Origin of the sequence: Nocardia sp. NPDC059228, from assembly GCF_042754245.1 — a bacterium.
GTDB lineage: Bacteria > Actinomycetota > Actinomycetes > Mycobacteriales > Mycobacteriaceae > Nocardia.
The window spans coordinates 70,027-84,571 of sequence record NZ_JBHZAL010000034.1 but is presented as its reverse complement, the minus strand read 5'-3'; the positions used below and the strand labels follow the sequence as shown (position 1 = coordinate 84,571).

Genomic DNA, 14,545 nt, shown 5'->3' with positions numbered 1-14,545 from the left:
GCGGCGACCCACTGCCCCACGTGGTGGCGATCGTTCACCCGTACCTCCCTGTGCTCTGTGCATGCCAGCAGGGCACGAGCAGCCGGGAATCACGCTGCCCGTGAACCCCGCCTCCAGCAACTGGAATCGGTCGCAGCCGCGACCTGCTGCCCCACGCGATGCCGATCGTTCACCCGCACCTCCCCGTGCCCTGCGCACGCCAGCAGGACACTAGCGGCCGGGAATCACGCTGCTCGTGCACCCCACTTCTGGCAACTGGGTTCGACGGCAGCGGCGACCCACTGCCCCACGTGGTGCCGATCGTGCACCCGCACCTCCCCGCGCCCTGCGCACGCCAGCAGGACACGAGCGGTCTGGGAATCATGCGGCCCGTGAACCCCACTTGTGGCAACTGGATTCGATGGCAGCGGCGACCTGCTGCCCTACGTGATGTCTGTCGTTCACGCGAGGAATGCCGGTGGGGTCGAGGCGTTTCGGGGCAATCCACCCGGTCCGGCCCCGATAGGGGGAATCTTTGCCCATGACAACGGTTTTCCAGCCGTCGGGACTGTCGTTGACCAGTGCGTGGCAGTGATCGCAGACCAGGGTCAGATTGGTCAGGTCGGTGGGGCCGCCTGTGGCCCAGTCGGTGATGTGGTGGACCGCGCACATGCTCGCGGGTGCGTCGCATCCGGGGCGGGTGCAGCCCTTGTCGCGGGCGATCAACGCCAACCGCTGGGCGGGGGTGGCCAGGCGTTGGCAGCGGCCCAGGTACAGCGGCAGCCCGTCGGCGTCGAGGACCGCCAGTACCGGGCGGGTGCCCTCGGCCAGCTTCAACGCCTCGTTGATCGAGACATGGCCGCCCGAGGCGGTGGTCGCGACCCCGGCTCCACGCTCGAGATCGGCGAGGTTCATGGTCAGGACGGCCTGCACCGGCAAACCACGGTGCGAACCCAGCGCGGCGGGGTCGACACCGGGCTGCAGCAACGCGAACAACGCGTCGTGGGTGCGCTGCCCGCCATCACGACGATCACGACGCGCGGCCGCCTCCAACACCGTCGAATCGACCACCCTGACCGTCGCGGCGACGCTGTCGACGTCGTCGATGTTGCACATACCCGGACGCGCCAACTTCGCGAACACCGCATCCAACAGGGCCCGCAACTCGGGAGTGATCCAGCCCTCGATCCACGACATCCCATCCACCCCAGGACGACCCAGGACCAGACCACGGCGACGACGGCGGTCGACGTCGGAGACGACCTTGCCGTCGGGGTCGACGCGGGCGAGGATGTCACGGCCGATCTTGGGCAGGTCATCGGGCCACCCGATGCGGGAGTGGCCGACCAGGATGTCCTCGGCTTCCGCGCGCGTCTCGGCGGGGATGTCGGCGGGCAGGTGGTTCATGACGTCGATGATGTTGCGGACATGATCGCGTGAGATCTGGCCTGCTTCAAAGGCTTCGGCGGTCGAAGCCAACGCGGGCGGGCGCAGGTGTCCGGTGGGTTCGAAGAATTCCCCGCACTGGCGGGCGATTTTCACCCGCACCGACGCGTCGTACCTCGACAGGCCCAGGGTCTGCCGCAGGAACGGCACCACATCCTTTGCCCCGCTGCCTTCGGGCAGGGAGCGGTTGCAGGCTTCGATGATCAGGCGTGAATCCAGCGCCGACAGTTGACGTTTGCAGGTCTCCAGGCGCTGCATCAATTCCACGACATCCCCATCGGAGAACGGGGTGAGGTTACCGTGGAGGATGGAATTCGACAGGGATTGCACGGCGGCTTCCAGGTCGGCGATGCCGCACGTGTCGAGTGTTTCTCCCTTCGAATCCATGTGCTAATTCTACCGCTCGCATGATCGCGATGAGAGGCGAATTCTATTGTGATGCAATATGTTTCAGAATTTCATATATGTTTCAGGCGAATTGGGTCAAGTGAGGTGAGCTGATTTGCGTGGCGGGAGTGCGAAGAGGGAATTGTCGAGTGTGGCTCGGTCGGCGGCGGGTATGTGGAGGGTCGGGTGGCTGTGGATGATCAGGCGGTTGTGGAGTGCTGACAGGTCGAGGTCCCGGTCGAAGCGGTTGAGGTGGGTGCATCGGGCTGTCGAGCGGTTCAGGTCGAGTTCTGCTTGCCGGCGGGGACCAGCGGTTCAGGCGGCAGAGTCGCTCGATAATCTCTTGCTCCCGGCCTTTTACCCGGGCGCGGCCGGAATGTTGGACCTGGTGGCAGCCGGGGCAGAGGGCGATCAGGCGTTGCAGGCGTTGGATGGGGCGGCCGGCGTGGAACTCGAAGATCCATTTCTCGTGGCAGTCGGGGCGTCCGTTGCGGATCACCTGGTCCCGGCAGATCTCGCAGCGCTCTCCGGCGGCTGTGCAGACCGGAATGCGCAGGGCATCCCAGGTCTTCCGGTCCACGAGGCCGCGGATACTGGAACCGTGTGTGCGGGGCGGCAGCAGGTCGGACCGGATGACCACGCCGTCGGGGGATTCGGGACCGGCGAGGGTGTCTTTCCGAATCGGATCGTACTCGTCTAATGGCGTGTGCCGCAACATATCTCGAGTAACTGATAGAACCGTCCGGTTCGAATTCATCGTCCGAATCGAAGGTGACGAATTGGTCGAATCGGGAATTGGAGGTGAGGTCTCTCGGCGGGCGCGGAGGTAGGGAGGTAAGAAAGAACCATGTGGCATCCGGCGACCCCCATCCTCAACGCACTCAGCTATCAGCCGGGCGACCGGCGGATTCTGGAGACTCCGGAGACGTATGGCCTCGACTATGAGGCGATGTCGCTGCGGACCGCGGATGGCGAGACCGTCGAGGCCTGGTTCGTGCCGGCGGTGGGGGAGCCGCTGGGGCACATTCTGTTCGCGCACGGGAACGGCGGGAACATCGGGGATCGGTCGCCGATGCTGGGCATGCTCGCGGCGGTCGGGTTCGATGTGATGATTTTCGATTACCGCGGGTATGGGCGCAGCACCGGCCGGACGGACGAGCGTGGGACGTATCTGGACGTGCGTGCGGCGCGGGAGGCATTACTCGCGCAGCCCGGTGTGGATGCCAACCGGTTGGTGTATCTGGGAAAGTCGCTCGGCGGCGGCGTGATGCTCGAGCTGGCGAATGCTTTTCCGCCCGCCGCGCTGCTGCTCATGTCGACCTTCACCGGCATGCGGGACGCGGCGGTCGCGGTATATCCGTTTCTGCCGAAGCTGTTCGTGCCCAACGCCTATCCCAGCCTGCCGCGAATTCGAACGCTGACCTGCCCGGTCATGATCATGCACGGCGACATGGACGAACTCCTGCCCGTACAGATGGGCCGCGACCTGTACGCCGCCGCGCCCGAGCCCAAACAGCTGGTGATCTATCCCGGCGGCATGCACAACGACCTCATCGGATTCCCGGGCTGGGCGGAGACGGTCGCGACCTGGGCGGCCGGGGTGCTGCCGCCCAAGCGCCTCACTTCCGGATGATGTTGGCGAGGAATTCGGCATTGCTGCCGGTCTTGCGCAGGCCGTCGAGGAGCAGGTCGAGGGCTCGCTGATCGTCCAGTTCGGCCAGGGTGCGGCGGAGTCTGTCCACAGCGAGCCGCTCGTCGGGGGCGAACAGCAGTTCGTCGCGGCGGGTGCTGGACTTGGCGATGTCCACGGCCGGGAAAACATGGCGGCTCGCCAGTCCGCGGTCGAGTTTGAGCTCGGCATTGCCGGTGCTCTTGTACTCCTCGAAGATGACGGTGTCGGCGAGCGAACCGGTTTCGACGAGTGCGGTGGCGATGATGGTCAGCGATCCGCCGTGTTCGATATTGCGGGCCGCGCCCAGGAACCGCTTCGGCGGCGTCAATGCCATGGAATCCACACCGCCGGAAAGGATTCGGCCCGAGGCGGATCCGGTCATGTTGTAGGCGCGGGCGAGTCGGGTCAGGGAGTCGAGCAGGACGACGACGTCGCGGCCCTGTTCGGCCAGCCGCTGGGCGCGTTCGACGGCCAGTTCGGCCAGGGCGGTCTGTTCGGCCGGGGAGTGGTCGAAGGTCGCGGCGATCACCTCGGCGGGTACCCCGCGCGAGAGGTCGGTGACCTCCTCGGGACGTTCGCCGACCAGTACCAGCATCAGGTGCGCCTCCGGGTGGTTGGCGGCGACGCCGTGTGCGATCGCCTGCAGCACAGAGGTTTGCCCGCCTTGGGTGGTGCCACGATCAAGGCGCGCTGGCCCTTGCCGATCGGCATCATGAGGTCGGTGACGCGGGTGGTGAGCTGGTGCGGCCCGGTTTCGAGTCGCAGCCGCTCATTGGGGTGGATGGGGGTCAGGTCCTGGAAGTGCGGTCGCGGGGAGATCTCTGCGACCGGGAGGTCGTTCACGGTGTCGACCCGCACCAGGGGAGCGAGCTTGCCGTGCTTGGTGTTCGGCTGCGCCAGGCCGGTGAGGGCATCGCCGCGGCGTAGGCCGTGGCTCCGGATCAATCGGGTGGGCACATGGATGTCGTCGGGGCCGGGCAGGTATCCGCTGCGGCGCAGCACACCGCTCTGGCCCTGGATATCCAGGATTCCCGTTGCGGGCGTGAGGGTTTCGATGTGTTCGAGGGCCGGGGTCGCGTCGGTGTGGGCGACCCGCGGCGTGGGATCGATGGTGGTCATGAGAGTTCTCCTTGTGAGGATCAGGTGACTTGTGCACCGGGAGTGAGTGATTGGTGTGGCCGGATGCGGCCGAAGGCGGTAGGAAACCGCCGGTGAATCCGAGTGGTTCGCGAGTGGCGGTGCAGCACCGGGCGGGAGCTACAGCGCCACCGGGTAACCGGCTCGGGGAGGGAAGAAATCGCGTGGGCGGGACTCGGCGTCGACCTGCATCCACGGGATTGCGACGCCCTCACCGTACGCTGTCCCCGAATTCCGCGCAATGTTCCGATGCCGGCCCGCTGTGCCAGGCCCCCGCGGTCCCCGTGATGCGTAGCCTGGAACCCATGAGCGATGCCAAGGAACTCGTGGCGTTGTTGGCGCAGCTGCCGGACGCCGAACTCGCGGCGGTGGTCGAGGCCGCCACCGACGGCAAGGCCGGGCTGGCCGCGCTGCACGCGGTGGCGCAGTCACTGGCGGCCACCCTGGGTCATGCATCCGATGTCATCGATGTGACTCCGGACACGCTGCCGGTGGAAAGCTATCCGCAGTCTGAGACGGCCCCGGCATCCGGGCAGGTGGGAGCGGGTCCCGTGGTCACCGGGATACCGGTACCGCCTGCGGGTACCCCCGCAGGTCCGGCGATCGGCGGGTATACCTCCGGCGGCGTCCCTACTTTCGAGTCAGTTCGCGATAAGGTCGAGCAGCGCTACGGGACATCGCAGGGGATGGGCGAGCTCGATCGGCAGACACCAGTGGGCCGTAGCGTCGAGGAACAGTGGGATGCGCGGGCGAAGGCCGCGCGGGAACGTCTGGAACAGATTCGAAAATCGGTGCACGGCAACGATTCCGAGTGATCAGGCGTTCCGTCTTCAATTGATGGGTGGAACCTTGACCGAGTCCGATACGCCGTCCCGGGCGCCACGCGAAATCGCCGAGAAGCTCCTGGATCTCCAGGTCGACTTCATTGTCGCCGAGGTCAGCGGTGACCGCTTCGCCGAAGTGATCGCCCGCGATGTGGAAGCGGTGATCGGTGTCGCCGACACCATCATCTTCCGCGACGTGGTGGAGATCGATCAGGCCAAGCAGACCGTCGCCAATGTCATCGACCTGATCGGCGGCAGCCCGGTACTGGGCGAAATGGTCGGCACGCTGGCCGATTCGCTGTACGAGAACATCGCCGGGAATCATGACTACACCCTCGGTGACGTGGTGGACCGCGAGCCGGTCGAGCAGCTGCTGGAGAAGCTCTTCGGTATGCACCAGGCCCAGGAACGGATCCTGGAGCGGCTGACCGAGAGCCCCCTCATCGCGACCGTAGCCGCCAAGTTCGTGGACAAGCTGGTCGACGATCTGATGGAGACCAACAAGCAGATCGCCTCGAAGATTCCCGGCGTCGGCTCCCTGGTCTCCATGGGCACCAATGCCGCCAAGTCCGCGCGCAAGGCGGCGGAGAAGGCCGGCGGCACCTTCATCGGCGAAATGGCCGGCAAGGGCGCGCAATTCGCGCTCAAACGCACCAACAACGCCATTCGCGAAATGCTGCGCGACGCCCCGGTGCACGACGCGGCCATGGAATTCTGGGACCTGCACGCCGGTGAGCCGGTCAGCGGCCTGCGCGAGTACCTGTCCCAGCAGGACCTCCGCGACCTGGCCCTGATCATCCGTCGGATCGCGCTGACCACCCGCAACAAGGAATACGTCGGCGTGCTGGTGGACCAGGGCGTCGAGGTGTTCTTCGAGAAGTACGGCGACCACACCCTGGCGGCCATGCTGCCCGAGCTGGGCCTGTCCGAGGCGGTCATCGCCGAGGAGATCCTGCGCTACGGCCCGGCCGTGGTGGAGGCCGCCAAGCGGAACGGCGTGCTGGCCAAGCTGATTCGCGAGCGGCTGGAGCCGTTCTTCCTGTCCGAGCCGGTGCTGGCGGTGCTCGCCGGGAACTGACCGAGTCCTGCGAACAGGGCCGCACGCTGAAACCGCGTGCGGCCCTGTTTCATTCCCTGACGGGAGAGCTCGCTCATTCCCTGGAGGGAATCGCGCAGCGCATCGCACTCGCGCAGACTCGATCCCATGACGAACGTCGACATCAACGAACTCGCCGACCGTTACCTGGCCATGTGGAACGAGCCCGACCCGGAGCCGCGGCGCAAACTCATTCGCGAACTGTGGGCCGAGGACGGCGCACAGATTCTCGTCGATCCGCCGGAGGATATGCGAGATGCCGCCACTCGCTTGAACTTTCCGATCCCGTCGCTCGAGGTGCGGGGGCATCATGCGCTGGAACGGCGTGTCGAGCGGGCCTACGAGATGTTCCTGGCAGCGGGCGAACACCGCTTCGTCCAGCGTGGGGCGGCGACGGTGCTGTTGAAGCAGGTCATCGCTTTCACCTGGTCGATGGTGACCGCCGATGGCACCGTGGTCGGCGGCGGGATGGACGTCCTCGCGCTGGACGAGGACGGCCGCATCCGCACCGACCACCAGCACATCGGCGTCGAGTAGGGCCTCGAGCCCGCGAGCGGGTGCGCACGTCGTGGATCGTGCCGTGCATGATTGCTTCGACTCGAGCAATGCAAGGTTGCCTCGACCGAAAGGAGCGACGTGGCCCTCGACAAGGGAGTCGCCGCAGCCCTCAGCGACAGCGTCCGCGCCTGTGGCGACGCTGTCCTGGGCCCGCGGCACAAATCGCTGCCCCCGGCCGCCTGGGGACTGACCGTCCGCGAATACCTGGCCACGAATCCGCACCTGGACGACCTGCAGACGCCGGTGCTCACCATGGACCGCTCCGCGCTGGACACGAACCGGGCCGTCATGGCCGAGTGGGCGCGCGCCGCCGGCGTCCGGCTCGCCCCGCACGGCAAGACCTCCATGTCGCCCCAGCTCTGGGCCGAACAGCTCGAGACCGGCTCCTGGGGTATCACCCTCGCCACCGGCTGGCAGGCCCAGGTCGGGCGGTCGTTCGGCCTCGACCGTATCGTGCTGGCCAACACGCTCGTAGATCCGATCGGGTTACACTGGGCGGCAACGGAAATCGCGCGTGACCCCGACTTCGAGCTCTACAGCTGGGTCGACGGCGTCGACGCGGTCCGGGAGATGGAGCGCCACCTCGCGTCCGCCCGCGAGGGGGTCCAGCTGAACGTCGTCGTGGAACTCGGTGGCCCGCACGGCCGTACCGGCGCCCGCGGTCTGGCCGCGGCCCACGCCGTTGCCGACGCGGTCGACAAGTCACCGCGCCTGCGACTCGCAGGGGTTGGCGGTTACGAGGCCGCACTCGCCCACGATCGCTCTCCGGAAGCCCTTGCGGCCGTGCGGCACTACCTGGACGAGCTCACGATCCTGCACCAGGAGCTGATGGCCGCGGGCAGATACGACGAGTTCGTATTCCAGTCCGTGGCCGGCCGCCCGGCGGGGCAGCCGACGGCGGGGGCAGCCGGCCGCGGGGAGGAAGCCTCGCGTCCGGCGGCGGATTCCGCGGTCGATTCGTCCGCGCCCGCCGGTTCCGCCCTGGACGGATCGAATTCCCGGACTGATCGGGTCGGCCGTCGTGTGATCGTGACCGCCGGCGGCAGCGCATATCCGGACCTCGTCGTGGAGCGACTGGCCGGACTTGCGGATGAGGATGGCGTGCACGGAGTTCCGACTGCGGTGGTGCTGCGGTCCGGCGCGTATCTGGTGCACGATGACGGGTTCTATTCGGGGATTTCACCATTGGCCGCAGGGCGCGCGGAGCATCCGCTGCGGTCGGCGATGCACGGATGGGCGCGCTGTGTGTCCCGCCCGGAAGCGGAACTCGCGCTGCTCGATGCCGGGCGGCGCGATGTTCCGTTCGATCTGGGATTGCCGGTTCCACAGCGAATGGCGGGATCGGCGAACAGCGGGCTGTCGGCGGTCGCGACCACTTCGCTGCCGGTCGGCGCACATGTCTCGGCCTTGAACGATCAGCACGCCTTCTTGCGGCTGCCGGGTGCTTCGGACGACCAGGTGCCGGTGGGAAGTGTGGTGCGACTGGGGCTTTCGCATCCCTGCACCGCGTTCGACAAGTGGCGTCTCATCCCGGTGATCGATGACGCCGACGCCGAGCGGCCGCGGATCGTCGACTTCCTGCACACGTATTTCTGAGCGGGACGTCGCAGCCGCCGCGCTTCGGCCGCGGCGGGTGGACCTCGAGGTCCACCCGCCGCCGCGACGACGGATGCCTCGCGGCACGTGGCGCGATCCATCGGCGACAGCGATGCGGTCCGCGTTCGTGCCGTCCCCTCGCGGACACCCGGTGTCGCCGTGCGATGCGCCGCACGGCGTGGCAAGCATCCCGATCGGGGCGGCTGCGGGTCAAGGTGAACCCCTGTCCCAATTTGTCCCAGCGAAAATAGCGGCTGGATTGCCTTATTCCTCGGAAGCCAGTTCGCGGGCTGCGTCGACGGGGGTGTTCCGGTACCTTGTGCGACGGGACAACATGTTTTATGGCTTCTGGAGGTATCGGTGACCGCGGCACGCTCGGAGATTGCCGACTATTTGCGAAGTCGCCGCGAGGCAGCCGGGCTGACCCGAGCAGAGCTGTCCCGGCGCGCCGGTGTCTCCGAGGCGCTGATCCAGAAGATCGAGCAGGGCACGCGCCAGCCCACCGCGGTCGCCCTCGGCGCGCTGTTCACCGCGCTGCAAGTTCCGGCGCAGGTGCGCGAGCACGTCGCCACCCTGCTGCAGCCCGAATTGGCCAGCTTCGGAACCGAAATCACGCCGCCGGAGCCCTATGAGCTCGACTTCCTGCGCGCCATGCCGCACCCCGCCTGCTTCCAGACCATGCCCGCGGTCGACCTGGTCGCCGCCAATGACGCCTATCTGCGGGCGTTTCCGGGACTCGAGCCCGGCGATGTCATCCTCGAATGGATGCTGCTGGACCCGCGGGCGCGCGAGGTCATCGACGACTGGGAACGCGAAGCGCACTTCATGGTGTACGGATTCCGCTACATGGCCTCCGCCACCCACCCGCCCGAACGACTCGCGGCCATCGTCGACCGCTGCCGCGCGGCTCCGGAGTGGGATCGCTTCTGGTCCACCGAGGTTCCGCCCGAGAAGGTCGCCCGCCGGCCCGTGCGGGTGCGCTCGCCCGAGACCGGTGAGTGGGTGAGCTACCGCATGCAGATATTCAAATTCGAACTGCCACAACGCCCCTGGTGGATCTACTCGCTGGTCCCGGCCAATTGAGCCGCGCCGGTGGCGAAATGCTGCCGGTAGCGTTCGGGCGTGGTGGCCAGTCGTCGGCCGAACACCCGGTGCAGGGTCTCGCCGTGGCGGTAGCCGACCTGGCGGGCGATCGCACCGATGGTCAGCTCGGTCGACTCCAGCAGGCGGCGGGCCGCCTCGACGCGCAGATCCTCCACGAAAGCCGCGGGCGTGCTACCGGTTTCGATGCGGAAGGCCCGGGCGAAGTTGCGTTCGCTCATGCCCGCGCGGCGGGCCAGCTCGGCCACCCCGAGGTTCGCGTCGAGATGATCGGGCAGCCACTGCTGCACCGCGCGAATGGCGGGCGTGCGCGCGGGCTGGGTGCGCAGCTGCGCGCTGAACTGGGTCTGCCCGCCGGGACGCCGGGTGAACACCACGTACAGCCGCGCGATCATGGCCGCGACCTCGCGGCCGTAGTCGTCCTCGACCAGTGCCAGCGCCAGATCGACCCCCGCCGACATGCCCGCCGACGTCCAGCGATTGCGGTCGCGGACGTAGATGCGGTCCGGTTCGACCGTGACCCGCGGATAGCGCTGGGCCATCAGGTCGGTCGAGGCCCAGTGGGTGGTGGCCCGGTAGCCGTCGAGCAACCCGGCCGCGGCCAACAGCAGCGCGCCCGCGCACACCGAGGTCACCCGCCGCGCCTTGCGGGCCAGGGCGGGCAGCTCCCGCACCACCTCCGCCCCGGCCGGTCCGGAGGCCATGCCGCCCACCACGATCAGGGTGTCGAAGTCGTCGCCCGCGGCGATGTCGTGCAGCGAATGCTCCACCGAGAGGGTGAGGCCGCCGTCCGCGGTGATCGGGCGGCCGCCCGGCGAGGCCGTCAGCAACCGGTAGGGAAGCGGGGCCGCCGCGGCGTCCGTCTCGGCCGGGCGGCCGTTCGTTTCGGCAGGGTCGCCGTTCATTTCGGCTGGTCCGTGCACCGCGCTGATCGGATGTTCGCGCAGGACCGGCGGTAGCTGCGCGGGCGGCCGCTCGCGGACGCCGTTGAGGAGCGCGAACACATCCAGCGGCCCGGCCAGCTCGGACAGCTGCATGCCCTGGTAGACAACGAAAACGATGGTGCGGGATGCGGGCATCCCGCCATCATCGCAGTCGCCGGGCCGGGCTGTCATGGTCAGTGGCTGACCGATTCGGATGTGCGGCGGGCGGTGTGGCGGTCGAGGAACGGGATGACCAGTTCGGCCACCCGGTCGGCGCACTGCGCGTGCGGGTAGTGGCCGCCGCCCTCCACCATGGCGACCCGGCCCAGTCCCGCCGGCATGGCCGCCACGATCGCCTCGGCCTCGGCCCGCGGGTCGGCGAAGTCCGGATCCTGGGTGCCCATGAGCACCAGTGCGGGACAGCGGATGTCGGCGATGCGAGCGTGCGCGTCGGCCGGGGTGGTGGCGCCGGTCTTCATGAATTCCGCCCAGCGGTCGGGCTGCCGCAGGATGGTCCGCAGCCCGGCGAGGAACTCCTCGTGGTCGGCGGGCTTGGTCGGGTAGGCGATCTCCAGATAGCGGAACCACCACCGGAACGACCGCAGTCCCTGGGTGGCGAGCAGGCGCACCATGCCGCGGCGGTACCGGCGGCTGGTGATCATGGCGCCGATGTGCAACTGCTGAGCGAGGGTGAACGGGTCGATTTCGACGATGGCGCTCACCAACTCGGGGGCCTCCGCCGCCGCGATGGTGGCCGAGCCGCCCGACAGCGAATGCCCGATGATGACCGCGGGACCCCCGAAATGCCGGATGACACCCAGCAGGTCGTGGGCGACGTCGGTGCGGCTGATGGCGTCCTTCCCGGTCACCGAGGGCCAGTTCGGGCTGGATTCGCCGTGCCCGCGCATATCGGCGTTCACCACCCGGTATCCGGCCGCGACCAGCGGCCCGACCAGGTGCCGGAACTCCTGCCGCCAGGTTCCCATGCCGTGTGACAGCACCACCAGCGGTCCGTCCCCGGCCACATCACACGCGATCCGCCCGTGCTCGAGCGTTACGAACTCGGTCATTTCCCGGTCCTTCCAAGCGATTTCGTTCCGGCCGCGTTTGCGGCATGCCGGAATTGAACGCCGGAAATCGATCCGGGCCGAGGGCTCGGGCCGGACGGATCAGCGGTGTGGCCGATCCGGTCAGTCGCTGACCGTGTTTCCCGCGCTCGGGACAGTCACCCGCGTGGGGGCGCCGAACCAGGTGGTCAGCGCGTCCCGCAGTCCGGGTTCGGCGGTGGCGGGGGATTCGCCGACCGTTGCGGCCCAGGCGATGTGGGCGTCCGGGCGGATCAGGACGGCATCGGCGGGCCGGTCGTCGGCGGCGGCGGTCCGGATGTCGACGCGGTCGCCCCACTGCTCGGCGATCTCGCGCAGGTCCGCGCGGTCGGCGAGATCCAGCAGCACCGGGCGGGGGTCGTGCAGGGACTGGGCGACGCCGGGGCGCAGGTGCAGATCGGGGAGGAAGGCTCCGGTCAGCTGGTGCCCGTTGGGATTCGGCAGCGGATAGCGGATGTCGGCGCCCGCGATCATGGACCCCAGCCGCTGCAGGGCCGGTGCATCGGTGAGCAGTTCCTGGAAGAGCGTCCGGAGTGCCTCGGCCGCCGGATCGTCGCCGCGGCGCAGCGCCGCCTGCGCCTGGGTGTGCACCATGGTGCGGGTCGCCGCGAAGGAACGCTCCGCGTGGTAGCTGTCGAGCAGTCCGTCCGGGGCCCGGCCGTCGATGTCCGCGGCCAGCTTCCAGGCCAGGTTGACCGCGTCGAGCATGCCCGCGTTGAGGCCGACACCTGTTGCCGGGAACGTGTGCGCGGCATCGCCGGCCACCAGAATCCTTCCGGCGCGGAAGCTTTCGGCCTGCCGTGCCTGGAACTGGTAGCGGGACAACCGGATCGGATCACCGAGCGGCAGGTCGACGCCCAGGACGCGGCGGATGCTGTCGCTCAGCTCCGCGAGGGTCATGGGCTCGTTGTCATCGGTCTCGGCGACGGTGTCCTCGGTGGTCTGCACCATGAGCATGCCGGCGGTGAGCGAGCCGACCGCGAACACGCCGCGCTCGGTGCGGGTGAAACCGGCGGGGACGACACCGTGCCCGGCGACGTCGAGATCGCCGTTGTCCAGCACGGTCACCCCGGCCGCCACGGCGACCTGACCCAGGCGGTTGACCTCCGGATAGGTGATGCCGGGGAAGGCGATTCCCGCCAGCTCCCGGACCTTGCTGCGCGCGCCGTCGCAGCCCACGACGTAGCGGGCGGCCAGTTGATACGGGCCGTCCGGGCCCGACACCGCCACGATGGCCCCGGCGTCGTCCTGCTCGATCCCGGTCACGGTGTGCCCGCGCCGCACCTCGCCACCGCGCTCGCGCACCAGCTCGTCGAGCAGCTGCTCGAGTCGCGGCTGCGCGAGGTGCAGTGCGCGCAGCGGGGGATCCGGCAGCGGGCTCAGGTCCACGTGCAGTCCGCCGAACGGGAAGGCCGCCGCGGGGGCGACCGCCGCGCCGGCCGATTCGAACCGGTCCAGCACGCCTCGATAGCTCAGCAATTGCAGGATCTGCCCGCTGAATCCATTGGCCTTCGGCACGGTCCGCAGCACCGGACTGCGCTCCAGGACCACCGGCCGCACCCCGGCCGCCAGCAGCTCGGCGGCCAGCATCAGGCCCGTCGGGCCCGCGCCCGCAATGATCACGTCGGCACTCGTCACACGCACTCGCGCTACTCCATTCCACGGATTCCGGTTACGGCCAGCGATTCTGCGGCATACCGGGGGTCTTGCCGCAAGCCCGGGGGTGCGATATATGTTGAAAAGGGAAGCGGATCACCGCTTCCCTTTGTCGATCGTCATCCGTTGCCGGATGGACTCTTTCGGCTACCAGCCCAGATGGTGGCGCATGAACGCCGCCGCGAAATCGGGCTGGGTCCTGGCCATCTGGTTGTGCCGGCCCGGATTCGCCAGCAGCGTCTTCTCCTCCGACGCGAACGCCTCGAACAGGTCGAAGCTGGGCCGGCGGTCGATTTCCTCGTCGTTCCAGGCGACCTGGAGGGTGAGCGGGATGGTGATCTTGCGTGCGGCCTCGAACAGCGCGTCGAACACGAACACGCTGTTGAAGGTCGCGGCCCGGATGCGGGGTTCGACGGCCACCAGCATCATGCCGATGACGGTGCCCAGGGTGATGCCGCCGTAGCCGACCGGAGCGTCCGGGCCGATTTCCGGCAGCGCCTGCAGCGCGTCCAGGGTGGCCTGCCACTCCGGCACGGCCCGCTCGGCCAGGGACATGTTGAACTCGGCGATGATCGAGTCCATCGGTTCCCCGGCCGCCCGCGCCGCGTGTAGCGCGTCGGCCCACCGCTGGTCCTGCTCGTTGCGCGTTCGGTCGCCGTGCCCCGGGGCGTCGATGGCGGCCACCCGGTAACCGGATTCGGTCACGAAGTGACGCGCCGTCGTCACGAGGTTCGGGGCGCGCTTGTGCACGCCGCCACTGTGACCCAGCAGGATCAGGGGCGCGTTCTCGGACGCGGATTCGGGCGACCACAGTACGCCGGTGATCTCGCCCAGCAGGAAATCGCGTTCACGGACGCCGTTTTCCGACGTCTCCGCGGTGAAGTTCAGGTGCATGATGTTCTGCCTCTCGGAATGCCTTGCAACACAGGCGCTCCCGGCGACAGCTACTTCGTACGCCCAACCGCGACCACGATGGGGAGCACCCACCTCGATACGTCGTTCATGGGTCTCACCTCCTTCGTGATGTCACGGTCCACGGCACGGTACCAACGCGGACCGGAGGC

The 14,545-nt window shown here is 68.3% G+C and carries 11 protein-coding genes and 1 pseudogene; 6 read left to right on the top strand and 6 right to left on the bottom strand.

What is annotated here, in order from left to right:
- Positions 1-360: 360 nt before the first annotated feature.
- Positions 361-1,812, bottom strand: coding sequence for a DUF222 domain-containing protein (locus ACFXKA_RS35030; protein ID WP_379430583.1), 1,452 nt, complete (start codon positions 1,810-1,812; stop codon positions 361-363).
- A gap of 847 nt (positions 1,813-2,659) precedes the next feature.
- Here ACFXKA_RS35030 and ACFXKA_RS35025 point away from each other — a divergent pair.
- Positions 2,660-3,445, top strand: coding sequence for an alpha/beta hydrolase (locus ACFXKA_RS35025; RefSeq protein ID WP_379430582.1), 786 nt, complete (start codon positions 2,660-2,662; stop codon positions 3,443-3,445).
- Here the strand turns inward: ACFXKA_RS35025 and rho are convergent.
- A pseudogene (gene rho, locus ACFXKA_RS35020) lies at positions 3,432-4,537 on the bottom strand (transcription termination factor Rho); the annotation flags it as partial. The gene ACFXKA_RS35025 and the pseudogene rho overlap by 14 nt on opposite strands.
- A gap of 389 nt (positions 4,538-4,926) precedes the next feature.
- Here rho and ACFXKA_RS35015 point away from each other — a divergent pair.
- The 5 genes from ACFXKA_RS35015 (at position 4,927) to ACFXKA_RS34995 (ending at position 9,778) form a co-directional block, all read left to right on the top strand.
- Positions 4,927-5,436, top strand: a complete 510-nt coding sequence (locus ACFXKA_RS35015; RefSeq protein ID WP_379430581.1) for a PspA/IM30 family protein — start codon at positions 4,927-4,929, stop codon at positions 5,434-5,436.
- Positions 5,437-5,470: 34 nt separating this feature from the next.
- The gene (locus ACFXKA_RS35010) at positions 5,471-6,523 is read left to right on the top strand and encodes a hypothetical protein (protein WP_379430579.1); all 1,053 of its coding nucleotides are present in this window, start codon (positions 5,471-5,473) and stop codon (positions 6,521-6,523) included.
- A 126-nt stretch (positions 6,524-6,649) separates the two neighbouring features.
- Positions 6,650-7,078 carry a hypothetical protein gene (locus tag ACFXKA_RS35005; RefSeq protein ID WP_379430578.1) on the top strand — a complete coding sequence of 143 codons (429 nt, stop codon included), beginning with the start codon at positions 6,650-6,652 and terminating at the stop codon, positions 7,076-7,078.
- 99 nt (positions 7,079-7,177) lie between these two features.
- Positions 7,178-8,695: an amino acid deaminase gene (locus ACFXKA_RS35000; protein WP_379430577.1), complete on the top strand. Its 1,518-nt coding sequence runs from the start codon at positions 7,178-7,180 to the stop codon at positions 8,693-8,695.
- A gap of 360 nt (positions 8,696-9,055) precedes the next feature.
- A complete protein-coding gene (locus ACFXKA_RS34995) occupies positions 9,056-9,778 on the top strand; it encodes a helix-turn-helix domain-containing protein (RefSeq protein WP_354848554.1) in 723 nt (240 codons plus the stop codon).
- On the opposite strand, the gene ACFXKA_RS34990 is transcribed toward ACFXKA_RS34995, so the two are convergent.
- The 4 genes from ACFXKA_RS34990 to ACFXKA_RS34975 all read right to left on the bottom strand — a co-directional run bounded on the left by ACFXKA_RS34990 (position 9,754) and on the right by ACFXKA_RS34975 (position 14,369).
- Positions 9,754-10,875 carry a GlxA family transcriptional regulator gene (locus tag ACFXKA_RS34990; protein WP_379430576.1) on the bottom strand — a complete coding sequence of 374 codons (1,122 nt, stop codon included), beginning with the start codon at positions 10,873-10,875 and terminating at the stop codon, positions 9,754-9,756. The genes ACFXKA_RS34995 and ACFXKA_RS34990 overlap by 25 nt on opposite strands.
- 38 nt (positions 10,876-10,913) lie before the next feature.
- Positions 10,914-11,789, bottom strand: coding sequence for an alpha/beta fold hydrolase (locus ACFXKA_RS34985; protein ID WP_379430575.1), 876 nt, complete (start codon positions 11,787-11,789; stop codon positions 10,914-10,916).
- A gap of 120 nt (positions 11,790-11,909) precedes the next feature.
- Positions 11,910-13,469, bottom strand: a complete 1,560-nt coding sequence (locus tag ACFXKA_RS34980; protein ID WP_379430574.1) for an FAD-dependent monooxygenase — start codon at positions 13,467-13,469, stop codon at positions 11,910-11,912.
- Between the two features lie 159 nt (positions 13,470-13,628).
- Positions 13,629-14,369 carry an alpha/beta hydrolase gene (locus ACFXKA_RS34975; protein ID WP_379430588.1) on the bottom strand — a complete coding sequence of 247 codons (741 nt, stop codon included), beginning with the start codon at positions 14,367-14,369 and terminating at the stop codon, positions 13,629-13,631.
- Positions 14,370-14,545 lie beyond the last annotated feature (176 nt).